Annotated in this window: 22 protein-coding genes and 1 tRNA gene; 6 read left to right on the plus strand and 17 right to left on the minus strand. The window is 48.7% G+C overall.

All coding sequences use genetic code 11. The features are described from left to right. Window positions 1–164: 164 nt before the first annotated feature. Window positions 165–1667: a YifB family Mg chelatase-like AAA ATPase gene (locus JIE71_RS07330; RefSeq protein ID WP_199508080.1), complete on the plus strand. Its 1503-nt coding sequence runs from the start codon at window positions 165–167 to the stop codon at window positions 1665–1667. A gap of 13 nt (window positions 1668–1680) precedes the next feature. Here JIE71_RS07330 and JIE71_RS07335 read toward each other — a convergent pair whose 3' ends face one another. The 4 genes from JIE71_RS07335 to JIE71_RS07350 all read right to left on the minus strand — a co-directional run bounded on the left by JIE71_RS07335 (window position 1681) and on the right by JIE71_RS07350 (window position 3757). Next, window positions 1681–2373 (minus strand): phosphoglycolate phosphatase, encoded by a 693-nt coding sequence (locus tag JIE71_RS07335; RefSeq protein WP_199508081.1) that lies wholly within the window; start codon window positions 2371–2373, stop codon window positions 1681–1683. A gap of 107 nt (window positions 2374–2480) precedes the next feature. Then, window positions 2481–2978 carry a DUF4385 domain-containing protein gene (locus JIE71_RS07340; protein WP_199508082.1) on the minus strand — a complete coding sequence of 166 codons (498 nt, stop codon included), beginning with the start codon at window positions 2976–2978 and terminating at the stop codon, window positions 2481–2483. A gap of 175 nt (window positions 2979–3153) precedes the next feature. Then, window positions 3154–3229: transfer RNA gene (locus JIE71_RS07345), tRNA-Phe, on the minus strand. A gap of 111 nt (window positions 3230–3340) precedes the next feature. Next, entirely contained in the window at window positions 3341–3757 is a 417-nt protein-coding gene (locus JIE71_RS07350) for a hypothetical protein (RefSeq protein ID WP_199508083.1), read from the minus strand. 227 nt (window positions 3758–3984) lie between these two features. Between JIE71_RS07350 and hisB the strand changes: the two genes are divergently transcribed. From hisB to JIE71_RS07365, 3 genes are all read left to right on the plus strand, one after another. After that, entirely contained in the window at window positions 3985–4599 is a 615-nt protein-coding gene (gene hisB / locus JIE71_RS07355) for an imidazoleglycerol-phosphate dehydratase HisB (RefSeq protein WP_199508109.1), read from the plus strand. Next, window positions 4599–5243: an imidazole glycerol phosphate synthase subunit HisH gene (gene hisH / locus JIE71_RS07360; RefSeq protein ID WP_199508084.1), complete on the plus strand. Its 645-nt coding sequence runs from the start codon at window positions 4599–4601 to the stop codon at window positions 5241–5243. The genes hisB and hisH overlap by 1 nt, the downstream gene beginning before the upstream one ends. A 138-nt stretch (window positions 5244–5381) precedes the next feature. After that, window positions 5382–5720 carry a hypothetical protein gene (locus tag JIE71_RS07365; protein WP_199508085.1) on the plus strand — a complete coding sequence of 113 codons (339 nt, stop codon included), beginning with the start codon at window positions 5382–5384 and terminating at the stop codon, window positions 5718–5720. 75 nt (window positions 5721–5795) lie between these two features. On the opposite strand, the gene JIE71_RS07370 is transcribed toward JIE71_RS07365, so the two are convergent. Next, window positions 5796–7118, minus strand: a complete 1323-nt coding sequence (locus JIE71_RS07370; RefSeq protein ID WP_199508086.1) for a valine--pyruvate transaminase — start codon at window positions 7116–7118, stop codon at window positions 5796–5798. 224 nt (window positions 7119–7342) lie between these two features. On the opposite strand from JIE71_RS07370, the gene JIE71_RS07375 reads away from it, so the two are divergent. Next, window positions 7343–9070, plus strand: a complete 1728-nt coding sequence (locus tag JIE71_RS07375; protein WP_199508087.1) for an NACHT domain-containing protein — start codon at window positions 7343–7345, stop codon at window positions 9068–9070. A 67-nt stretch (window positions 9071–9137) separates the two neighbouring features. Here the strand turns inward: JIE71_RS07375 and JIE71_RS07380 are convergent, their stop codons facing one another. The 12 genes from JIE71_RS07380 to JIE71_RS07435 all read right to left on the minus strand — a co-directional run bounded on the left by JIE71_RS07380 (window position 9138) and on the right by JIE71_RS07435 (window position 22698). Beyond that, complete coding sequence (locus JIE71_RS07380) at window positions 9138–11738, minus strand: ABC transporter permease (protein WP_199508088.1); 2601 nt, start codon at window positions 11736–11738, stop codon at window positions 9138–9140. Further along, window positions 11735–12421 carry an ABC transporter ATP-binding protein gene (locus tag JIE71_RS07385; protein ID WP_199508089.1) on the minus strand — a complete coding sequence of 229 codons (687 nt, stop codon included), beginning with the start codon at window positions 12419–12421 and terminating at the stop codon, window positions 11735–11737. The genes JIE71_RS07380 and JIE71_RS07385 overlap by 4 nt, the downstream gene beginning before the upstream one ends. Further along, window positions 12418–13278 carry an arylesterase gene (locus tag JIE71_RS07390; protein ID WP_199508090.1) on the minus strand — a complete coding sequence of 287 codons (861 nt, stop codon included), beginning with the start codon at window positions 13276–13278 and terminating at the stop codon, window positions 12418–12420. The genes JIE71_RS07385 and JIE71_RS07390 overlap by 4 nt, the downstream gene beginning before the upstream one ends. Window positions 13279–13391: 113 nt before the next feature. After that, a complete protein-coding gene (locus JIE71_RS07395; RefSeq protein WP_199508091.1) occupies window positions 13392–14636 on the minus strand; it encodes a CynX/NimT family MFS transporter in 1245 nt (414 codons plus the stop codon). Between the two features lie 266 nt (window positions 14637–14902). After that, a complete protein-coding gene (gene nqrM, locus JIE71_RS07400; RefSeq protein WP_199508092.1) occupies window positions 14903–15148 on the minus strand; it encodes a (Na+)-NQR maturation NqrM in 246 nt (81 codons plus the stop codon). Between the two features lie 288 nt (window positions 15149–15436). Continuing rightward, window positions 15437–16552, minus strand: a complete 1116-nt coding sequence (locus JIE71_RS07405; protein WP_199508093.1) for an FAD:protein FMN transferase — start codon at window positions 16550–16552, stop codon at window positions 15437–15439. Between the two features lie 116 nt (window positions 16553–16668). Beyond that, on the minus strand, window positions 16669–17904 hold the full coding sequence (gene nqrF, locus JIE71_RS07410; RefSeq protein WP_199508094.1) for an NADH:ubiquinone reductase (Na(+)-transporting) subunit F: 1236 nt from the start codon (window positions 17902–17904) through the stop codon (window positions 16669–16671). Window positions 17905–17997: 93 nt separating this feature from the next. Continuing rightward, a complete protein-coding gene (gene nqrE / locus JIE71_RS07415) occupies window positions 17998–18606 on the minus strand; it encodes an NADH:ubiquinone reductase (Na(+)-transporting) subunit E (RefSeq protein ID WP_199508095.1) in 609 nt (202 codons plus the stop codon). Next, window positions 18606–19277, minus strand: coding sequence for an NADH:ubiquinone reductase (Na(+)-transporting) subunit D (locus JIE71_RS07420; RefSeq protein ID WP_199508096.1), 672 nt, complete (start codon window positions 19275–19277; stop codon window positions 18606–18608). Before JIE71_RS07420 ends, nqrE begins: the two co-directional genes overlap by 1 nt. A gap of 1 nt (window position 19278) precedes the next feature. Continuing rightward, window positions 19279–20124, minus strand: a complete 846-nt coding sequence (locus tag JIE71_RS07425; protein WP_199508097.1) for a Na(+)-translocating NADH-quinone reductase subunit C — start codon at window positions 20122–20124, stop codon at window positions 19279–19281. Then, a complete protein-coding gene (locus JIE71_RS07430; protein WP_199508098.1) occupies window positions 20105–21340 on the minus strand; it encodes an NADH:ubiquinone reductase (Na(+)-transporting) subunit B in 1236 nt (411 codons plus the stop codon). Before JIE71_RS07430 ends, JIE71_RS07425 begins: the two co-directional genes overlap by 20 nt. Window positions 21341–21345: 5 nt before the next feature. Further along, window positions 21346–22698: a Na(+)-translocating NADH-quinone reductase subunit A gene (locus tag JIE71_RS07435; RefSeq protein WP_199508099.1), complete on the minus strand. Its 1353-nt coding sequence runs from the start codon at window positions 22696–22698 to the stop codon at window positions 21346–21348. Window positions 22699–23586: 888 nt separating this feature from the next. Between JIE71_RS07435 and hisA the strand changes: the two genes are divergently transcribed. Next, entirely contained in the window at window positions 23587–24324 is a 738-nt protein-coding gene (hisA, locus tag JIE71_RS07440) for a 1-(5-phosphoribosyl)-5-[(5-phosphoribosylamino)methylideneamino]imidazole-4-carboxamide isomerase (RefSeq protein ID WP_199508100.1), read from the plus strand. The last annotated feature ends 155 nt before the right edge of the window (window positions 24325–24479 follow it).

Raw genomic sequence — 24479 nt, forward strand, 5'->3', positions numbered from 1 at the left:
TATAACAAATCCCTATTAAAAGTAGGTATATCTGTTATGGATAATATAAAAACAAATGCGCTCTAGATACAAGTCAAGCTCACCAAAAATATGGCACAATACACAACATTTGCACGCTTATACAATATCTTTTATTATCAAGGCATCTACCCTTTGGAGTCGTTATGTCCTTTGCTCAAGTTTATACCCGCTCAGTGGTTGGGCTGCACGCGCCGCAAGTCATCATTGAAGTGCATCTGTCCCAAGGGCTGCCTGCCTTGACCATTGTCGGCTTGCCAGCGGCGGCAGTACGAGAGAGTAAGGACCGCGTACGCTCAGCGATTATTAATTCTGGATTTCAGTTTCCGAACAGACGCCTGACGATTAATCTGGCCCCTGCCGATTTACCCAAAGATGGCGCGCGCTTTGATTTGCCCATTGCGCTTGGGATTTTGGCAGCCAGCGGACAGCTAGCGCCTGAGCGCTTGCGTACGTTTGAGTTTATGGGCGAGCTGGCACTAAACGGCGATGTGCGTCCTGTGACAGGCAGTCTGGCAGTAGCGCGGGCATTGTGTGCAGAGAAAGACATCTCGCGAGCGCTGGTCGTACCGACGGATAATGGCGAGGAGGCGAGCCTCGCAGGTGACGTCACGGTACTTGGCGCACCGAGTTTACAAGCGGTCTGTCAGCATTTACGCGCAAACGATGATGCGGCGGATGTACTGCCGACCATCACGCCCAGCAATGTACCGAGGCACGCCAGTTATAATGTCGATTTAGCCGATGTCAAAGGACAGCACCATGCCCGGCGTGCGCTAGAGATTGCGGCGGCTGGCGGACATTCCTTATTATTCGTAGGACCACCAGGCTCGGGTAAAACGCTGATGGCATCACGGCTGCCGACCATTTTGCCTGAGCTGTCTGCTGAAGATGCACTGGAAGTCGCCAGCACCTATTCGGTCGCGGACAGTGACTATTGTTATGGCAGCCGACCGTTTCGCCAAGTGCATCACACGGTATCGGCAGTGGCGCTGGTCGGTGGCGGCTCGCGTCCTCGCCCAGGAGAGATTACTTTGGCGCATAAGGGTGTGCTGTTTTTGGACGAGCTGCCCGAATTTGACCGCACGGTGCTGGAGGTGTTGCGCCAGCCGCTAGAATCCAAAAACATCACTATCAGCCGTGCCAATGCACAATTGACCTTTCCTGCCAACTTTCAGCTGATTGCCGCTATGAATCCGTGTCCTTGCGGCTATGATGGCGACCCCTCGGGGCGTTGCCGCTGCCGTCCTGAGCAAATCAAACGCTATCAGGATAAGCTGTCAGGACCCTTGATGGATAGGATTGATCTGCATATCACTGTGCCTGCGCTGCCTGTCAGCGACCTACAAAATCAGCAAGGCGGCGAACCATCACAGCAAGTACGCGCGCGTGTTGAGGCGGCAAGCGCCCAGCAGTATGCACGGCAAAACAAAGCCAATAGCGAGCTTAGCCCAACCGAGCTGGACAATTACGTGGTGCTCGGCAGTGGGGAGCAACAGCTCATGCAAATGGCACAGCAGCGACTTAATCTATCGGCGCGTGGTTATCATCGCGTATTACGTGTGGCGCGTACCATCGCTGATTTGGCAGGCAGCGCACAAGTACAAAGTGCCCACTTATCGGAGGCGCTCAGTTATCGCGGTGCCTAATGTTATTTTAAAATTATAGGATTAGGTCATCGGACAATAGCCACGCGGTCAGTTTAGCAAAGCTATCAAACACATAGGTCGGCTGGCTTTCGCTAATCGGCTGCCCGTAATTATAGCCGTAGGTCACGCCGACTGTATCGACACCAGCGCGTTGACCTGCCAAGATATCATTGATTGAATCACCAATCATCAGCGCTTTATCCGCTGAGATTTGTAGCGTCTCGCACACATGATGCAGGGGTGCGGGGTCGGGCTTTTTTTGCGGTAAACTGTCGCCGCCCATGACCACAGAAAAATGGTCTTGCCAGCCAAGCGCCTCTAAGATGCGCGGTACAAAGCGTATTGGCTTATTGGTCACCAGCGCCAGCGTATAGCCTGCCGCTTTAAGCTTAGCAAGTCCGCTGTCCACATCAGGGTAGGGTGTGGTGTGACTGACATCGTGCGCGGCATATGCCTCTAAAAATATCGCCTCGGCATCATCAATCTCTTGGCAGCTCAAGGCGTCACTGACGATACGCTCGCCACTTAATGCCCGCGCTACCAGCATGCGCGAGCCATTGCCAATCCAGCCTTCAATGGTCGATAGCGGATACGGCTCGCGCCCCAATTGCTGCATCATTGCATTGGTCGCAGTAGCAAGGTCGGGCACGCTATTGATCAGCGTGCCATCAAAATCAAACATCAATACAGGCTTTAATAGTGGCATAGAGGGTGGCTTCTCTTGTTATTATGGAGTTGGATGTAGGGAATTATCGCTCAAATAAGTCTAGCGCGTTGCTTATGACGTCTAAACCTCTTTTCTAAACCTCTTTTCTAAATATCTTTATAACGCTCGCGGTGCGCCGCTTTCATGTCTAAATAAGTTTGGTTCTCGCGGCACTTGTCCCATTTTTCTTTAAAGATGCGTGCCGATTCAGCTTTGATGGGGTCTTCCTCTTGGCGTGGCAGCTCTTCGCGCCCATGTGCGCCGCTTTGTCCTTTTTTATCATCAGGCACCGCGCCTTTGTACTTTTTGCCGCCTTTATGATTGGCGTAGCGGCGAGCGCGAGTGTAGCCCATCTGCAAAAACTTACGCGCCATATCCGCGCCGACAAAGTCATCATCGGCCAAATAATCCAAAAACATCTGATAAATAATATCGCTGCTCTCTTGTGCGACATCAGGTGTGGCAAAGCGCCAATGCGGCAGGATTTCTGACTTGTACGGCTCAACCAATAACACACCTTGCTCACCGCGTCCGACACGATACAGCTCAGGCTGCGCGCGCAGATCGAGGTTTTTATAATCCAAATCGTAATCAAATTCGCGCATGAGCGTATCCTTATGGCAGATAGCACAGTATAGCGAGGCGCGGATAAGAAAAAACACCCCAACTGTGTGCAAGATACGTTACCGCCAATAAAGAAAGTAGCAAAGACAAAATACGCACGCATAAAAAAACCCCAAATACCGAAGCATTTGGGGTGTTTTCATATCTGTTAACGAATGGTGGCTCGAGGCAGGATCGAACTGCCGACACACGGATTTTCAATCCGTTGCTCTACCGACTGAGCTATCGAGCCGTCTTCGTTGAGGTCGCTATTAAACTAAATATCCGCGCCTGTGTCAAGCCTTTTTGCCAGACTTTTTATAAAAAGGTCAAAATAGTTGGTTTTTGCGCCATTTTGGATGAGTTAGCCCTTTACGCGCAGCATATCGTATTCACTCATGATTTGGTGAATCAACGGCTCAGCAGGGACGAACTCGCGTGTACCACGGCGCACTTCGGCGTCATAAACCATTTTAATGAGTTTGCCTTCGATACCGCGATTTTCATTTTGCGGATGGACGCTTAAGTACTGCAAGCGCTTGGCATCGGTCTGCCCGTCATCAAAGCAGGCGAGCGCCGCGATGGGTTTGTCATTAAACATCCCGACATACAGACAGCCGCCGCGCAAAAAGCTCGTAGTAATGACGTCTAGTACCTCAGGCGCGTCAGGGTGGCTGTGCTGGTAGAGCGCTTGTAAGCGGGTATGCAGCTCATTGGTGCTGCTGGGTTTTTTGATGATGGGCGCATCTAGGCGGGTGATGGGGCGCGCTTCTAATGGCATGACAGCTCCTAAGGGCAGAAAACACAAGGTCAAAAAAATAGGGCACAGCTATTTTAGCAGAATTGCGCAAATTTGCGCCTCAGTTACGCGCGTAGCGTGGCGGTCGGCGTTGGGGTTTGCTATGATGAATGGCATTCATTTTAGTTTATTTTTCGCCATTTTAGCTATAGAAGGTCGCTATGACAGCCAATACTCCTGCTTCTTCTACCCAAACGCCCCAAGCCGCCATGCCAGCCCACCAACACGGTCGTGCAGCGCGCATCGCCACTGTTGCCCGCGATACCGCCGAGACGCAAATCAGCTGTACGGTCAATCTTGATGGCACAGGTCAAGGGGTGATTGATACGGGCGTGCCGTTTTTGGATCATATGCTCGACCAAATCAAGCGCCACGGTCTGTTTGACCTTGATGTCAAATGTACAGGCGATGTGCATATTGATGACCATCACAGTGTGGAAGACACAGGCATCACTATCGGTCAGGCATTTGCCAAAGCGCTCGGAGATAAAAAAGGCATCCGTCGCTACGGGCACTACTATGCGCCGCTTGATGAGTCTCTGTCGCGCGCTGTGGTCGATATTTCAGGGCGTCCAGGACTGCACATGGACATTCCCTTTACCCGCTCGCACGTGGGTAGCTTTGATGTCGATTTGTTTAGTGAATTCTTTTATGGCTTCGTCAATCATGCGTGGATGACCGTGCATCTGGACAACCTAAAAGGCAAAAATAGCCATCACCAGATTGAGAGTATCTTTAAAGCTTTCGCCCGTGCCTTACGTATGGCGTGCGAATATGATGAGCGTGCGTTAAACACCTTGCCATCGACTAAGGAGGCGCTCTAATGGCTCAAACGGTCAAAGTCGCGGTACTTGATTATGGCATGGGCAACCTGCACTCGGTCGGTAAGGCGCTGAGCGTCGTGGGCGCAGAGGTGTCTGTGACCAATGACCCCAAAGTGGTCGCCGCCGCGGACAAAATCGTCTTTCCAGGCGTTGGCGCGATGCGTGATTGCATGGCGGGTATGCACGAGGCGGGCATTGATGCGGTGGTAAAAGACGCGGTGTTTAATAAGCCTGTGCTCGCCATCTGCGTGGGCATGCAAGCGCTGTTTGCCAGCTCGGCAGAAAACGGCGGCACACCGTGCCTCGATCTCTTGGGTGGTGAGGTGTTAGCCTTTGACCCGACATGGCGCGATGCGGCAGGTGATACCATTAAAGTCCCGCATATTGGCTGGAATACCGTGAGCGAGATGGACAGCGCGCATCCGCTATGGCAAAACATTGAAGACAACAGTCATTTTTACTTTGTACACAGCTATTATTGTGCGCCTGAGGACAGCAGCATTGTCGCGGCGGTGTGCGATTACGGGCAGCCATTTTGCGCAAGTGTATTAAAAGACAATCTGTTCGCCACCCAGTTCCACCCCGAAAAAAGCCATACCGCAGGCTTGCAACTGCTTAAAAACTTCGTTGAGTGGGATATTTAAGGCATAAACTATTCGGGCACAGCTTATCGTTAATAAAGCGCTACCAAAAACGCCCAGCCGTTACCAAGTATCTGTGCTTGTGCAAGGTCAGCGTCAGTCTACTGGTTTAGATTAGGGCTTTTTGGGAGTGTTGCCGCTGTGCCCTTAGCGTTTTATAACTTAAAGCATTATATCGTCGAGTTGACAGGCTTAGAGCGTGATGCTCTGCATATTTATATTGGCATCATGGTGTACGTGGCGCTGATGTGGCTGCTCCGCCGTTATTTACCGCACTATAAAGCGGCATTGCTTGCGCTGGTAGGCGTCACTGTTATCACACTCATCGGTGAGTATTTGGACTTACAACAGCAGGTGGATTTTGGTCTTGAGATGCGTTTTGGTGACAGCATCCACGATATTATAAACACCTGCTTCTGGCCGTACGCGCTCTATGCGCTCGGCAGATGGACGACATTGCTAGATGCGCCGCGCCGCTAATGGGCTTTTATTATCCATAAAACACGCACAAAAAAGGGCACTGTATAGCGCCCTTTTTTATTGCTTATGCGTTATCTATTTTGCTGCGTCGTCATACACCGCACGCACCACCTCGCCGATGCCTTTAATACCCGCAATCAAGGTCGCCTCATCCGCTGCGATGCTCATACGGATGCACTCGTGCGCGTGCTGAAAATCGCTGACATCAATACCGGGGAAAAAGTACTCACTCGGTACGATTAGCGTGCCGTTTGCTTTTAGGCGCTGATACAGCTCAAGGGTGGTAATCGGCAAGTCCTTAAACCAGAGCCATAAGAAAATCGCGCCTTCAGGCTTATGAATCACGAGCGGATAGTCGCCCAGCTCCGCTTTTAGATTGGCAATAGCAAGGCGTGCTTGATTTTTATAAAACGGCTTAATCTCATTGTCCGATAGGTCTTTGATGGTGTCGTCTTTCACCAGCGGCGTGGCTATTGCTGCCCCAAAGCGCGTGGGCGATAGGTTGACCACCGCATTCATCGCGCTGATGGTCTCAATCACTTTTGGCGCAGCGACGATGATGCCCGTACGCACCCCAGGCAGCCCGATTTTTGAGAGGCTAAAACACAAGATGGTGTTGTCATCCCAGTTCAGCGTCACGTCTGAATAGATGATGTTCGGGAACGGCATGCCGTACGCATTATCAATAATCAGCGGCACTTCATAACGCGCCGCAAGCTCGCTCAAATGCGCCATCTCGTCATCGGTCAACACGTTGCCTGTCGGGTTGGTCGGGCGCGAGCAGCAAATCGCACCGATGCGCCCTTCTTTTAGCGCAGGCAAGTTCTCGAGCGCCTCAAAGTCCACACGGTATTTAAAAAAGCCCGTCTCACCCTCGTGCGTCACTTCTTCAATGTGCGGCGGCACGGACAAAAAGTGCTGACCATCGACATGCACATCGCTATAGCCGATATATTCAGGCGCAAGCGGCAGCAAAATCGACTTGTGTACCGTCTCGCCATCCTGCACGAACTCGCCGCCAAACAGGTTAAATAAGTAAAAAAAGGCGTTTTGTGAACCATTGGTCAACGCGATATTCTCGCGGGTCAGCCGCCAGTCATAATGACGGTTAAAAAACCCAACCAGCGCATCAATAAAGCCTGCATCCCCTTGCGGGTTTGAGTAGTTGCTCATGCTGCTAAGCGCTGTGCTGGCAAGCCCATTACCCTCCGCGCCATCGTCCCCAAGCGCCTGATAGGTGCGCAAAAACACCTCATTAATCGCCTCAATACGCGCAGGATTGCCCCCGCCCAGCATATTGACAGGCTGATCGCTCTTGAGCGCGTCGCCCAAGTCGTCCATCAACTGTGAGATACCCGTTTGCTCTGTAAATTGTTGACCAAATTTTGAAAAATTCATAAGACTACCGTGAGTGTAAGAAGTTATGCGGTTGATAGGGTGTGGCTAGTATAGCAAAAGGTGGGGATGAGGGGAGGGGTGGTTTGGGAGGATAAATTTATGAAGGCTATAATTCTATAAAGGATATTGATATATCTTAATTAGTTAGAGTATTAAACCTGCTAACTAATGTGCACCTTTCATGTTATATTGACAAAAATCTTAATAAATGAGTAGGTATAAATATGGCTGCTGAGGCTCTAATATTAACTGCATTGAAAGAACCAGTGAAAAAGCTAGCAAATTGGATTTTTGATGAAGCTTCGGTAAAGGTTAGTGAAGCAAAGATGCAAAATGCACTATCTAAATTACATGAAAAAATCTCTGATGTGGTTATGGTAAAAACTTTTTATCAGATTAATGAAAGTATAGATCTGCATAAGTTTTATGTTCCTACTAGAGTTGAAAATATCAGTACTATTGTCGATAGTATTGAAAAAATAGATTCATCTTCTATTGTGCTAGAAGGCACAGTTGGTCAAGGTAAGTCTATATTTATGCGTTATCTAACTTATCAAGAGGCTAATCGAGGAGTTAGAATACCTATATTTTTTGAGCTAAGAAGACTAAACGAAAAACAAACATTAGAGAATGCGATAAGTACTCTTATAAGTAATTGGATACCTTTATTTAAAAAAGAAAATTTCGACAAAATAGCTAGTAGTGGTGATGTGGTTTTATTTCTAGATGGCTTTGATGAAATTCCACAAGAAGATGTAAATAGAATAATTAATGAAGTCGAAGGTTGGTATGAACGTTATCCAAATATGCAAATAGTCATAAGTACTCGACCTGAATCTGAAATTCAAAAGTCGATTCCATTTAAAGTATATAAGCTTGCTAAATATGAACTTTACGAGCAAAAAAACCTTGTCAGAAAGCTGGTTTTAGATAATGAGTTCCAAAAGAATTTAATTAAAAATATAGAGAATAGCTCAACTGAAATTAAGGGATTGTTAAAAACTCCTTTAATGGTTACTCTTTTCGTTAAGCAGTATGAGGTTAATCTAAAAATACCAAAAAATCAAAGTGAATTCTATGAAAATTTATTTTCTAATATAGTATCCCTCCATGATAACACTAAGGCGGGTTTTATAAGAAATATTAATAGTAAAATTGATGTTATTAAGTTACAGGAGGTTTTTGAAGAGTTCTGTTTCCTAACAGGAAACAGTCAAAAGCTTATACTTAGTAGAAAAGAGGCTATCGAAGTAATTAAGAAATGTATAAGCAGCCAAGATATAAGTGCAAGTCCTAATGATATTCTTAAAGACTTTTCTACTGTAGTATGTCTTTTCTTAAAGGATGGATCTGAATATTCATTCATACATAGAAGTATACAGGAATACTTCTATTCAAGCTTCATCTCTAATAAGTCTACTATAGCAAAAGAAAAGTTTTACAATAGAGTAATAGGAGATAAAGATATTTATTTTAGATTAAGAAATGCCCTTGATTTTTTAGAAAAAATAGATAACTATAATTATAATAAATACTTTAGGCTTTCTGTGATAAATAGTTTTATCTGTGGTTTTAACATAACTAAGAATGGTAATGAATTAACAGAGCGTTTTTACTTTAAAGTCGATAATGATAATTTTTACTTTACATTAGTTGGAAAAGATATTGTTATCCCTTATTTAGGTATGTTACCAGAAATTTATCATGATCTATTTTATTATATTCATAATAGAGTGAGAGACAAATACGGAAAGAGTTCAAGTTTGAATATGTGCAACACTATGGAAAGTTTGGGAGGTAGTTATAAAAGTATATATTGCTTTGATGATGAAGACTTTATTGAACTTGTTAAAAACCAATCCTCTTTAGCAGGATATAAGCTATTAAGATCTAAAGAAAAAATAACAAATTTAATAAATTCTAAAGATGATATTGAATTTAACTTTGATTGAAAAATATAAAAACACTTTAGATTAGAAGCGTTAGAAAGTCTAATTATTATTTCTAACGCTTCGATCCCTAAATCATTGCCCGAACTCTTGCCATAATCCCGCGCCCAATCACCAAGCGCACATAGACAATCGCAATAATCAGCAGCACCGCGAGTAGGGCAGCCAGCCCAAGCGCAAGGGTCAGCCACGGCATACTAAAGCGCAAATCAAACCAATAGGTAATCAGCAGCCACGCGCCAGCGGTCGCAAGTGCGGTCGCAAACACCGCCGCACTCATCCCAAGTACACCAATTTCCAGCATATTGAGCGCGTACAAATCGCGCTTTTGCATCCCCAGCAGGCGGAACGACGCACTGTCTTGAATGCGCTCTTGTGAGGTAGACAGTAAGGAGCTGATGAGTACCATCAAGCCTGTAAACAGCGCGAGCAAGGTAAACACATATACGAGGCGGCTCATCTGCTGCACCAGACCCTGTATCTGCTCGGCGACCTGCGCGCCATTGATAGCGGTGATACTCGGGAACTGCCGCGACAGTACGCCCTGAATCTCAGAGATGCGCGCATCAGGGACGTGCGCGGTGGCAAACTGGATTTGCGGCGCTTTGGATAAAAATGTCGGCTCAAATAAGAAATAAAAGAACGGACTCGGACCGCGCTCATAGCGGGTACGGATACTGCTGATGGTGCCTGTGACCTGAATGCCTTGGATATTAAACACCAGCGTGTCGCCCATACCCACGCCCAGCATCTCGGCGGCGGTATCGAGGATGGACAGCGGCTGCGCTTCTTGTAGGCTCGGCGCGCTGTCGCCACTACTCTCAGGATACAGCGCGTCGCCATTGACACTGTCGGTGACAAACTCGGTATCCATGAGCGTGTCGGTATAGCTGAGATTAAACACTCGCGTGGGGTCATCAAAGCCCTCTTTGGTCTCAATCTCAGCGGCAGGCACACCGTTTGCGGACAGCAATCGTGCGCGTATCACAGGGTAATATTGCACAGGTACGCCGAGCAAGTCATTAATTGCGGTGTGCTGCTCGCTTTGCACATCGAGCAAAAAGATATTGGGCGCATCGTCAGGATACGCGGTGATAAACTGCGTATTGATGCTGTGATTGAGCGCGGCAATCAAGGTGAGTACCGCGACCGACAGCGCAAGGGTGACAAAGAACAGCGCCGATTGATTGCCCTTACGCGCCAGATTATGTACCGCCATGCGCTGCATCCAGCCTGTGCGATAGCGTTTGGCAAGCCAAGCCAGCGCGCCCAGCCACAGTCGTGCAATCAGCCAAAACACCCCGACCAAGACAATAAGCGCGGCAAACAGCTGCGCGCCCAGACGCAAAGACGCCACTTCATACGATAAAAACGCAGACAGTCCCGCACCGACTACCAGCGTCCATAGGATGGACTTGGGCGAAAAGCGCGTGCTTTCTTCTACGTTGCTGTGTCCATTTAACAGCGCAATCGGCTGGGCGCGGCGCAATAAGCCAAGCGCGCGATAGGTGATAATGATGCTCAAGACAACAGCGATGGTGATGGTCTTAAGCACGCTCAATGGCGCGACCGTCAAGCCTAATTCCGCAGGTAATATCGCTGCCATATAGGGCTGCGCGAGGGGTAGCAGCGCACTGCTTAGCAGCAGCGCAATGCCTGAGGCGAGCAGCGCCATCATCACCATCAGGCGCTGATAGCTGCGCTCAATCTGCGTGCGTGTCTCACCGAGGGCGAGGCGCATGGCGTTGGCGGCTTGTTGCTTGGTCACAAAAGCAGTGATGATGCCATACATGGCGACCGCCGAGAGCAGCAGCACCGCGATGACCAGCAGTTTTAAGAACAGCAGCACATTGTCCGAGATTTGCGACAGTGAGGTGTCGGCATCGCTGGTGTCAGACAGCTCAATATTGGGGTAGCGGGTGAGGGTTTGGGTCAGTTTGTCTTTGAGCTGGGCTTGGTTGTCAGGCGTTGCCGCGATGGCGATGCGGTAGCTGACGCGGCTGCGTTGTCCCAGCAGTTCGGTTTTATCGAGGTCGGCTTGGCGCATCATCACCCGCGCACCGATACCAAAGGCGCTAAGCGGACGGTCAGGCTCAGTGAGGAGTACATCCGCGATGGTAAATTCGGCTTCACCGATGCGTACGGTATCGCCGATCTTGGCGTTCAGTCCCGTCAGCACTTCAGGCGCGACCAGTACCGTGTTTTCTTTTAATACCTCATCAAAGGGTTTGTCCGATTGCAAGCGCACATCGCCATACAGCGGATAGGCAGGCGAGATGCCTTTAAGCCGTGCCAAGAGCGTATGCGTGGGCGTGATCAGCATCGCGCTAAACTGCTCGTCATAGACCACATCGTCTTTATCGAGCGTATTGACGGTTTGTAGCACTTCGGCAGGCCATTCTTGATTGCCGCTTAGGACGATATCGCCGCCCAGTAGCGCGCGCTGATTGTCCGTCACGTAAGTATTGACCGTTTGCTGGATAGAGTCGAGCGCGAGATAAGTGGCGAGCGACAAGCTTAAGGTCAATACCAACAACACAGGATAGACCCACAGCCGCCACCAACTGCGCGTAAGCGCCTTACTGCCCAGCGTGCCTTGTAGCCATTGCGATAGCGCGTTTGTCTTGGGTGTGGTGGTATCGGTGTTGGATAATGGATTGGTTTGCCTCATGAGTCTTGTATCCGCCCATCGTGCATGACGATGACACGGTCGGCGAGCTTGGCAAGCGCCGCATCGTGGGTGACGATGACCAGTGCCGCGCCCACTTCGCTGCGTAAGTCTAAGAGCAGCTGCATGACCTGTTCGGCATTGTGCTCATCGAGATTACCTGTCGGCTCATCGGCAAACACAATCTGCGGATTGGCGACCAAGGCGCGCGCCACTGCCGTACGTTGCTGCTCGCCGCCTGAGAGCTGCGCGGGTAAGCTGTCGCGGCGATGGGAGAGCCCAACCGCCTCAATCAATGCATCGACCCGCGCAGGGTCAGGACGGCGGGCAATGTCTAAAGGAAAGGCAATGTTTTCTGCCACGCTCAAGGTTGGCAGCAGATGAAACGACTGAAACACAAAGCCCATCTGCCGCTGGCGAATGGCGGCAAGGGCGTCTTCGCTGAGCTCATGCAGCGCTTGCCCTGCCAAATGCACATCGCCCGCATCAGGATAATCGAGCGCGGCAAGCAAGCCAAGCAAGGTCGATTTGCCCGAGCCAGATTTGCCCATGATGACCACAAACTCACCTGAATTGACGGTGATATCCACCTCTTTAATGATGGGTAAGGATTGCGTGCCCACTTGTACGGTCTTGGTCAGGTTGCGCCCAGTCAATAACGGCGCACTGTCGGTAGCGTTGGTCACTGGCTGCCCCCTTCGCTTGCCGTATTGCTTGCTTTTTCATCCATGGTGTCATTCAGGATGGGCAGTAGGGCGGGCAAGATATTGTCATTGACCACGATGCGGTAACCTTCGGCAGTCGGGTGGATGGCATCACTTTGATTCAGTTGCGGATTGGCGGCGACCCCTTTTAACACAAAAGGTATCAATGGCACGTCCATGTCTTTTGCCACACGTGGATAAATCGCGGCAAAGTCCGCCACATAGCCTGAGCCAAGATTGTCATAGATTTGCATCCCGCCCAAGATGACCTTGCTGTTGTTCTCGCGCAAGGTTTTGATGGCGGTGCGGATATTGTCTTCGATGATGGGCACGTCGATACCGCGCATGGCATCATTTGCGCCGATGATGAGCAGGGTAATGTCAGGTTTGGTCTGCGATACCCAGTCGAGGCGATTGACCATGCCTGTGCTGGTTTCACCGCTCAAGCCTGAGTTAATCACTGTCACATTGGGGTAGCCCATCTCTTTGAGGCGCGCTTCTAGTTGCGCGGGGTAGTTTTTGTCCGCATCGACGCCCAGCCCTTCGGTTAAGGAATCACCGAGCGCCAATACCGTAACTTTTTCATTGCGTATCTCGGTTGGCGTGGTGGTGTCTTTTTCGTTAGTCACCGTTGGTGCTTGGGTGCTGGTGTTTTCAGTGGTATTGCTATTGGCAGTATCGCTGGTATCGTCTGTACTTTTTTGGCACGCGCTCAATCCCAATGCGCCTGTCAATACGACAGTGCCCACGAACCAAACCAACCGCTTACTGGCTGATTTGATGGTAAGTTTTGCGGTTGGTTTGCTGGCTGGTGTGTCGGTGCGGTCTTGCCCTGTCATGCGCTTGTCCTCTTTTTTTATGCATCGAGTGTAACAAAAAAAGCAATAGACAAGCGTTGTACAAGTTTTATTGACCGTGTGTTTTTAATGAAATGGGCAGATTTATTTTAAGGTTAAGGCATACGCTCACCATCGACCATCAGCGGACGACTGATTTGCCATGCAAGCACCACATTGACCACCATAAACGCGAGCATCAGCCACAATGCCAGTTGCCAACTGCCCGTCAGCTCATGCAGCCAGCCGCTACCCAGTGGTCCAAAAAAGGCAATCAAATAACCGACACTTTGCGCCATGCCTGATAAAGTGCTGGACTGCTCAGGTGTGTGCGTGCGTAAGGAAAACAGCATAATACTGAGGGTAAAAATCGCCGCACAGCCCAAACCCATCAATGCTGACCATAGCCACGCCAGCTGGGTAGAAAACAGCAATATGCCCGCCACACCTGCAACATTACACAGCGCCGCAGTAACGGCCAAAAAGCGCAGCATACCACGGCGATTCATCAGCCACGTGATACTAATAATGGCAATCGGTCCCATAAACTGAAAGACTGACCCCATTTGTCCTGCACTAATTGCAGAGAGTCCTTTAGACAACCAAATCGACGGTAAAAAACTGGCGACGGTATAAAAGAGCAGCGACTGAATACCCATAAAGATGGCGATTTGCCAAGCGATAGGTAGCCGCCACATGGACAATGATGCTGTCGATGTAGTGTGTGTGGGACGCTTCGCTGCCGTGCCGAGCTGCCGCTTGAGCCATAGCCACACCACAAATGCAGCCACGCTTAAAGCCGCCCATATACCGAGCGCCCATTGCCAGCCCAATGTGTTGGAAATAGGCAATACGCTACCCGCTGCCACACCTGCGGTAATGGTCATGGTCAGACTAAGGACGCCTGTAAATAAGGCGATGTGCTTAGACGCGTGGGCTTTGATAATCGGTGCCGCCAAGGTATTGGCAAAGCCAATCGCTAAGGTCAGCACTGCCGTACCCACAAAAAAGCCAATCCACGATACCCACAATACACGCAGCAGCAGACCAACCGTCATCAGCGCAATCATGACGATAAGGGTATTCTCTAGCCCATAGCGCCGACCGAGCGCAGGCGAGATGAATGAACCAATGGCAAACGATAACATTGGCAAGGCACCCAGCCAGCCGATCTGCATGGCGGACAAGGACAGCGCCTCTGAAATGACGGGTGCAATCGAACCAAGCGCGACAATAGGGGCACGCATATTGGTAGCAAGCAGTATCAATGCCACGAGCAATAACCAAAAGGTCAATTTATTGGACGTTGGTGCTGAATCGGGGCGGGCAGGTGTGCGGGTCGTGCCGCGTGGGTAGGACATGATGACCTCGTCATCATTAGGGTGTGTCTTTATCTTAAAAATGGCGATAAAAATGAGATAAATCAAAGGCAAGCAGCAGCAAAAATTTAGCCATTTTTAGCCCATCTAGTCATGGACGTTTATATGGAAGACACGCCTTAGCAAAAAAGAAAATGCGCTGCACAATAAGCAGCGCTACGGATAAGTATTACGGCAACTCAAACAATAAGAATAGATAACATAGTAAATCAGCAAGCGATTGAGCGTATTAGAGTGTTAAAAAAGGGTTAAACCGACTTACCCAGCTGCGCCGCTTTGGTCGCTGTTTCTTGCTGTTCTGCCATTAGGGTTTCGCACTTGTTGGGGTCGTCACCGCAAAATGAGCATCGCTCCTCGCCCATCAGCTTAGCAACACCGCCACAAGAGCCTTTGAGCGGCTGCTTTTTGACCATATAGCCAATACCCATAAACAAGAAAAACAAGACAAAAACGCTAAAGGTAATGGCAAGCATCGGAAGCAATTGACTTAACATAATAAAACCTCAGTGCCAAAAAAATGTGTGAGTTACCAAAGCATTATTTTTAAGCATAAATTCAGGTAACTGACTTTAGGGCGTGTCTTCATTTTAAAAATGGTGATAAAAATGAGGTAAATTAAAGGCAAACAAGGAAAATAGCGCAGGTAATATCGAGATATTGACCAGCTATTTGACACCGTTCGCCAAAGATTTAGCCATTTTTCGCCCATTTAGTCACAGACGTTTGAATTGAAGACACGCTCTAGTATAACAAATTTTATTCATCAAAGAACGACTCAGCGGTTACGATACTTTGTCCGCACGTAACTTTTGCATGGCCTCGGTTTGTACCACTTGCCAATCATCGGCATTGTGCTCTGCTTTATTCATAGGCACGCCGTCTTTGGGCACCACAAACAAGGCCGCGATATTGTTTTTCTTAGCGGTCTCTAGCGCTTTAGGGTAGGGCATCGCGGTCAAGGCGGTTGCCCAGGCGTCTGCAGCGCCGACGGACTCTGCCGATACCGTCACCGACGGCGCGCCGCCAACGATGGGCTTGCCAGTGAGCGGATCAATGGTATGGCTGTAGCGCTCTCCACTAAAGACGATAGAGTTACGGTAATTACCTGAGGTAGCAAGGTGCATCTGATTGTCAGATTTGATGGGCTGACGAATCGCGGCGATGGTTTCGCGCTCACTGACCGTACTGTCTTGCAGTGGCGCGTCAATCGCGATTTGCCAAGGCTGTCGTTGCGCATTCACACCTAAGGTCGACACTTCCCCACCAATCTCAACCATATAGTTGATGACGTTGTATTTGTTTTTGAGCACATCGGCGATGACATCGACGCCATAGCCTTTGGCCACCGCTGAAAAGTCCAGTCCCACACCGTCTTTGGTTTTGTAGATTTGCTTGTCGTCTTCAATCACATTATCAAAGCCAATCAGCTGGTACGCAGCCTCGATTTCTTTGGCACTTGGCGGACTTTGCAAACGCTCAACCGTCATGGTGCTACCAAAGCCCCAGGTTTCAATGAGTGGCAAGACGGTTGGGTCAAATGCGCCGCCTGATTGCTCATATACCGTGCGTGAGATATCGAGCACACGCGCAAAGTCATCATCAATAGCAATCGGCGTATTGGGCGCTAAACGATTAAATTTGGAGATGGTCGTGTCTTCTTGATACGTCGACATACTCTCATTAATCTCTTGTAAGCGCGCATCAATCGCTGCTTTAACATCCGCCTCATCCGCGCCTTTTGGTAGCTGATAGCTGATGTGGTAGCTGGTGCCCATGGTTTCGCCGTGCAGATAGTCGTATTCTACCTTTTGATTACAGGCGCTGAGCAGTAGACCTGTAGACATTACCAGCACACTGGCGGGAATAGCGATTGCCGATTTGGTTTTTTTTGCAGACATAACAACATCCAAAACTAAAAATAAATAAAAAAAAGAGCGCCATGACTGACGCTCTTTAGGTACATTATTTGGAAGGCGTACTTCGCGGGTCAAGGCCGTAGCGAGAGTGCTTGGTCTTAACCACCGAAATCATCAAGCATGATGTTTTCATCTTCAACGCCAAGGCTGTGGAGCATATCAATTACAGCGGCGTTCATTACTGGTGGCCCACACATGTAGTATTCACAATCTTCTGGGTTTGGATGATCTTTCAGATACTCTTCTAAGAGTACGTTGTGAATAAAGCCTGTGTAGCCGTCCCAGTTGTCTTCTGGCAAGGGGTCTGACAGTGCCACATGCCATTCAAAGTTATCAAACTCTTCGGCCAATTGGTCATAGTCTTCGACGTAGAACATCTCACGTATCGAGCGCGCACCATACCAAAAGCTGATTTTGCGATCAGAGTTTAGACGCTTTAGCTGGTCAAAGATGTGCGAGCGCATCGGCGCCATACCTGCACCACCACCGATAAAGATCATCTCAGCATCGGTATCTTTGGCAAAGAACTCACCATACGGGCCTGATACCGTCACCTTATCACCAGGTTTTAGGCTAAATACCCAAGACGACATCTTGCCCGGCGGGATACCTTCAGGACCACGCGGCGGTGGACTGGCGATACGGATATTAAACTTGATGATGCCTTTTTCTTCTGGGTAGTTCGCCATCGAGTACGCACGAATCACAGGCTCATCGACCTTTGAGACGTATTTAAAGATGCCGAATTTTTCCCAGTCTTCTTGATATTCTTCAGCGATATCAAAATCTTTGTAATGAACTTCATGCGGTGGCGCTTCTAGTTGTACATAACCACCAGCGCGGAAGTTTACTTCTTCGCCTTCTGGAATTTTGAGTACCAGCTCTTTAATAAAGGTCGCCACGTTATCGTTTGAGATAACCTCACATTCCCATTTTTGAACATCAAAGAACTCAGGGTCAATCTCAATCTTCATGTCTTGTTTCACAGAAACCTGACAAGCAAGACGCATATTGTCGCGAATTTCACCTTGGGTGAAATGTCCTTCTTCGGTAGGCAGAATTGAACCACCACCGTCAATAACACGGCAGCGACACTGCGCGCACGTACCACCGCCACCACATGCTGAAGACAAAAAGATGCCTTCGTTTGCAAGGGTTTGCAGCAATTTACCGCCCGCTGGGGTCACTACATCATTATCGGGATTATCATTGATATGGATGGTAACGTCACCTGAGCTGACCAATCTTGAGCGTGCCATCAAAATAATGGCAACCAAGCTCATGATGATCAAGGTAAACATAGCCACGCCACCAATCGCCGTAGCATAATCCATGATAGGTATCCTTAATCTATGGGGTAGGGGAAGGGTAAACCTAAGCCCCTACCGAATAAATGAATTAAATAGGTCAAACCGTCACTTGAGTGATTAGATCGACATACCACCAAACGACATAAAGCCAAGTGACATGAGTCCAACAGTGATAAAGGTAATGCCTAGACCACGTAGCGGCGGTGGGATGTCTGAGTATTTGAGTTTCTCACGAATACCCGCCAGCGCTGTGATAGCAATCGCCCAGCCGAAGCCTGCGCCGACGCCATAAACGACCGACTCGCCAAAGTTGTAGTCACGCTCAACCATAAACAGTACACCACCTAAGATGGCGCAGTTCACAGTAATCAAAGGCAAGAACACCCCAAGCGCGTTATAGAGGCTCGGTACGAACTTATCCAAGAACATCTCAAGAATCTGTACGGTCGCAGCAATCAAACCAATATAGCTGAGTAAGCCTAGGAAGCTTAGGTTGATATCAGGAAAGCCTGCCCAAGCGAGCGCACCATCTTTTAGGATGAACTGGAACAATAGGTTGTTTAGCGGTACGGTGATACCCATGACCACGACTACTGCTACACCCAGACCAATTGCGGTCGATACTTTCTTAGATACCGCCAAAAAGGTACACATACCCAAGAAGTAGGCAAGCGCCATGTTCTCAATAAAAACTGAGGTAATAAATAGACTGATATAGTGTCCCATTAGTGACCGCCTCCGTGAGCCATGCCTTTTGATTGCGGCTTCATCACGTATTCAGGATCTTCGACCTGCTCAGGCTTCCAAATACGTATGATGGTGATAAATAAGCCAATGATAAAGAACGCAGACGGTGGCAGTAGTAGCAGACCGTTTGGTAAGTACCAGCCGCCATCAGTCACAGGCTGTAAGATGGTGATACCAAACCAGCTGCCTGCACCGAAGATTTCACGGATACTGGCAACGAATAGCAATACGGCTGAGTAGCCAAGACCGTTACCGATACCATCCATAAAGCTTGGAATCGGTGGGTTGCTCATGGCAAAGGCTTCAGCACGACCCATCACGATACAGTTGGTGATAATCAAGCCAACGAAAACCGACAGACCTTTACTGACATCATAGGCGACTGCTTTTAGCACCTGATCGACCAAGATAACCAGTGACGCAATAATCGTCATCTGCACAATAATACGGATGCTCGATGGGATTTTATTACGAATAATCGAGATAAAGAAACTTGAGAACGCGGTGACCAATGACAATGCGATACACATGACCAAAGCGTTGGATACGCTGGTGGTAACCGCTAGTGCCGAACAGATACCAAGGATCTGTAAGGCAATCGGGTTGTTGTCAAAAATCGGCGTGGTTAAAATGCTTTTTGTGTCAGCCATATCATGCCTCCTTGCCACTTTGAGCGGTTGCATCAGCGCCATCAAGCGTCTGACCACTCTGTTTACGCAACTGGTCTAAGAAAGGCTTGTAGCCTTGCTCGCCGAGCCAAAACTGAACCATATTGCTCACACCGCGACTCGTTAGCGTCGCACCACTGATGCCATCAACGTAGTTTTCACGTGGCGTACCTGCTTTGGTTACACCCGTTGCCACATCGCCCGACTCATCATAAGCGTGGATACCGTTCCACTGTGCGCGCCACTCTGGCTCTTCAATACGTGCGCCCAGACCTGGGGTTTCTTTGTGTTCATAAAAGCTGATACCTTTGATGGTATTCAAGTCGCTCTCAAGCGTTAAGAAGCCATAAATTGTACCCCAAAGACCGTAGCCTTTAATCGGTAGCACGACTGCTTCAGGCTGACCTTCTGCGTTTTGTTTTACATAGACTTTGGCGTATTTAGGTTTACGACCGATACTGGCAGGATCGTTGTCACCCAAATCTTCACTTAGCGCTTGGTTCTTTGACGCTTGGTCGGCGTCATAGCTGTTTACATCATCGATGCCCGCTTGTTTTAGCTCAGCGTCGTCAGCGTAGTTACCGCTGTCTAGGTTGATGATTTTAACGTCAAAGTCTTTAAAGCGCTCAGCCACGTCTTTATTGGTGTCTGAGGCAGGGTCAAACTGACCTGCGGCCACCAAAATGTTTTTGTTACGGTCAAGACGCGCGTTTTCGACCTGTGCTGGTTTTAGACCAACAGCGACTGCCGAAACCAATACTGAACACACCAAGCATAGCGTCAGTGCCACACTGATGGTTTTGAAATTGTTACTTTTGGGCTTGGACATAGCGAACCCTCCGTGCAGTTTGGCGTTTGATGTTTGCTTGGGTCACAAAGTAGTCAAACAATGGGGCGAATAAGTTGGCAAAAAGAATAGCAAGCATGATGCCTTCTGGGAACGCTGGGTTGACCACACGGATAAGTACCGTCATAAAGCCAATCAAAATACCATACGCCCAGCGGCCTTTGTTGGTATGCGCTGCTGACACAGGGTCTGTCGCCATAAATACCGCACCAAAGGCAAAGCCGCCGATGACCAAGTGCCAGTAGAATGGCAAGCCCATCATTAGGTTGTCTTCTGAACCAATCGCGTTAAAGACCAGTGAGGTCAAGATAAGACCGACCACACAGCCTGCCATGATGCGCCATGAAGCAATACGCGTCCATAGTAGACCGACCGCACCGATTAGAATCGCGAGTGTCGAGACTTCACCGATACTGCCTTGGATGTTACCAAAGAAGGCATCGCTCCACGTGATGGCAGTGCCGTACGCGTCAGTAAATTGCTCTGGCGAGACGCCAAGGGCTGCAAGACCGAGCGGGGTTGCGCCTGAGAAGCCATCAACCGCTGTCCAGATAGAATCGCCAGACATATAGGCAGGGTAGGCGAAGTATAAGAACGCACGACCCGATAGGGCAGGGTTCAAGAAGTTCTTACCTGTACCACCAAAGACTTCTTTAGCAACCACGACACCAAAGGTGATGCCTAACGCCACTTGCCATAAAGGAATATCAGGTGGCAGACACAGTGCAAACAGTACCGAGGTCACAAAGAAGCCTTCGTTGACTTCGTGTCCGCGCACGACCGCAAAGATAACCTCACACAAGATACCAACGGCAAAGGTCACAATATAAATAGGTAAGAACTGCATCGCCCCGTAGACGAAACATGCCCAAATACTGTTTGGGTCATAGCCGACCATGCCCGTAATAATGGTGCGCCAGCCCTCAGGCTGCAAGCCTAGATTGGCAATCGCCATGAGTGCTTGATGGCCGACATTGTACATGCCCCAAAACATCGCTGGGAACGTACACAGCCATACGGTAATCATGATGCGCTTTAGATCGATACCATCGCGAACGTGCGATGACGCATACGTCGTCGAGCTTGGCTGACGCAAAAACGTATCGAACATCTCAAAGACCGCATAGTATTTTTCATGCTTGCCACCTTTGGTAAAAGACGGCTCCATACGATCGAATAGGTTGTGTAAAAATTTCATCGCAATTAGCCCTCCAGCTCAATACGCGTCAAGTTATCGCGCAAGATGTCACCGAACTCGTACTTGCCTGGAGAGACAAAGGTACATAGCGCCAAGTCTTCTTCATCAAGCTCAAGCGCGCCCAAATCTACCGCTGTTACGATGTCTTCGACAATCAGTGCGCGTAGTAGCTGGGTCGGTAGGTAGTCTTGCGGCATAACCTCTTCATAGACACCAATCGGTACCATGGCACGAGGTGAGCCGTTTGTCGTGGTGGTAAAGTTGTACTTTTTGCCACCAAAAAACTGAGAAATATAAATCGGCAGCTTAGAAAAGCGGTTGCTACCAGCACTCAAGAAGTGGAATGCTGGACGCTCATAGCCTTCAGCCAATGCGCTGATTTGATTGTGAAAACGACCTAAATAAGCCACATTGTCAAACAGTTTGCGACCTGAGAGCACAGAGCCTGAAATCACGCGGTTGTCGCCTGAGGCCAGCTCGCCTTTGATCATTGCATTTACGTCCGCACCGCGCTCAGTTTTGATCAGGTGCGGGTTTTTGACCGCAGGCCCTGCCAAGCTGATAAGGCGAGAAGTGTATAGACGACCTGTGGTAAAGAGCTTACCAATCGCAATCACGTCTTGGTAGCCAATGGTCCACACGGTTACGCCGCGAGCAATCGGGTGCAAAAAGTGAATGTGCGTGCCCGCAAGACCTGCTGGGTGCTTGCCTTTAAAGCTATGATATTCAGTCGTGTTACCGCTTGCCGTGTTTGTCACTTTGGTCAACTGGGCATCGCCATGATGACAGACATAAGTTTTTGGGCTTAGGGTTGAGAGAACGGCAAGGCCATCATTAAAGGCGGTCAACTCTTCATTAATGAGTAGCATTGGGTCAAAGGCAAGAGGGTTGGTATCTATTGCCGTAACGAAAATGGCTTGAGAACGTGCGCCGATATCAGGGGTGCGGCTAAACGGACGTGAACGAAACGCGGTCCATTCACCAGAGGTTACCAGTTGGGCTTCAACTGTCTCAGCATCTAACTGTGCAAGTTTGTCTGAGTCGTAGCGCCCAAATTCGACTTCTTCACCGTTTGGGTCAACCTCAATTACCAGACTTTCAAACACACGACGCTCACCGCGGTTCACGGCGACCACTTTGCCTGAAGCAGGCGCAGTATAAATCACGCCTGCACGTTTTTTGTCTTCGTAAACGGGTTGACCTTTGGCTACGATGTCACCTTCTTTGACATTCATTGTCGGCTTCATCCCTACGTAATCATAGCCAACCAAGGCCACGTGCGTAGGTTTGTGCTCAGATATCTCGCGGGAGGGTTCACCAGTAATAGGCAAATCCAAACCTTTTTTGATGGTAATCATAAGCGAAAACTTAGTCCATAGTCTAAAACGATACCAGACGTCCTGTTCGGTACGACAGCAACAAGCACGACAAATGGCAACAAGCCCGCAGTATTTTATTTGTATAAACAAATTATACTGTGCGCGTGTTGCCTATGCTCTAGCATTGTTACAACTAAGAATATTAACGCTGACCTTAGACTCCTTAACAACACGTTAACGTCTTATTCAATTACCAAAGTGGCGACCGGCTACCAAGGTGTATGACGGGACACTGAGTCAAGCAGCCGAGTTATAAAGTGCGGCGTACTCAGACAGCGGATATCATACGTTTATAGAAATCCTAAAAATTGTATTATAAGCACATTGTATGTAAAGGGTTTTTTACGATATTGGTGTAACCAAATACAAGCTAAGTAGAGTAAAACGCTCGCCTATGAGCATTTTATTAAACCAGCTGCACAGATTAACAAGTTATACACTGCAATCGTGCGACAGATATTTTGTAACAAAATATCTAATAGTAAAAACCCAATAATAAATGTCCCTAAACCGATACAACACGAACCAAAAATAGCGTCTACGCTGTACAGTTTGGTAACAAGAGCAACAACGGTATCTGTCTGTCGCCTGTTACCTGCCAGTTGGTTGGGTAGCGCCCCAATACGACGGCATCTATAGGGAATCAAATACAAATTTACCTAGGATTATACGCCAAATTGACCTAAAATTGCCAGTTAGTAATGATATTTATGTCTAAGTAACACGCAAATAAGTCCATGTTACAGTAAGGGATTTTGGGTAAAAATAATTTGATTTACCCGCAATTTTTGACCGTATTTCAACAGAAAATAGCAGACCGCCATGACGTGGTTTGTTTTCATTTTTATATCAGCATAAGGAGTACTCATGAGCGCCGCCCCATTAATTATCCCTGCAATTGATTTAAAAGATGGCAAGTGTGTGCGTCTAAAACAAGGACGCATGGAAGATGATACCGTCTTTTCTGATGACCCTGTGGCGATGGCTGCGCGTTGGGTCGATGAAGGGGCACGCCGCTTGCATTTGGTGGATTTAAATGGCGCGTTTGATGGGGTGCCTGTCCACAAGTCTGTGGTCAGTGACATTGCTCGCGCTTATCCTAACTTACCCATTCAGTTGGGTGGCGGTGTGCGCACCATGCAGACCATCGAGCAGTACATTGATGCAGGTTTGACCTACATTATTATCGGCACCAAAGCGGTCGAAGAGCCGAGCTTTGTCACCGAAGCCTGCCGCGAGTTTGCAGGGCACATTATCGTCGGTATTGATGCCAAAGATGGCATGGTTGCCACCCATGGCTGGGCGAATGTGACCGATACCAAAGCCACCGAGCTTGCCAAGCGTTTTGCCGATGCAGGCGTGTCCTCTATCGTCTATACCGATATTGCCCGTGATGGCATGATGCAAGGCGTGAATGTTGAGCAAACCGTCAATCTTGCACGTGAAGGCGGTATTCCTGTCATCGCTTCAGGCGGCGTCACGGATATGAGCGACATCGAGCTGCTCAAGCCTTATGGTGATTGTATTGAAGGTATTATTACAGGGCGCGCTATTTATGAAGGTACGCTCGACTTGGGTGAAGCCCAGCGCTATCTAGACCACTAAGCTTGAATTACTAAAGCGCGCTTATCCCTGCCGATTGTCTCTACATTGTCTGTCCATTGGTTCTTCTGCTTTCTATATAGTGGTAAAGTGGAAGAACACGGCAAAATCAATGTAGGACAAGGGCACGGCATGACAATAACTCTCCCCTCTCGACA

The sequence above is a fragment of the Psychrobacter sp. bablab_jr014 genome, assembly GCF_016464015.1.
Taxonomy (GTDB): domain Bacteria; phylum Pseudomonadota; class Gammaproteobacteria; order Pseudomonadales; family Moraxellaceae; genus Psychrobacter.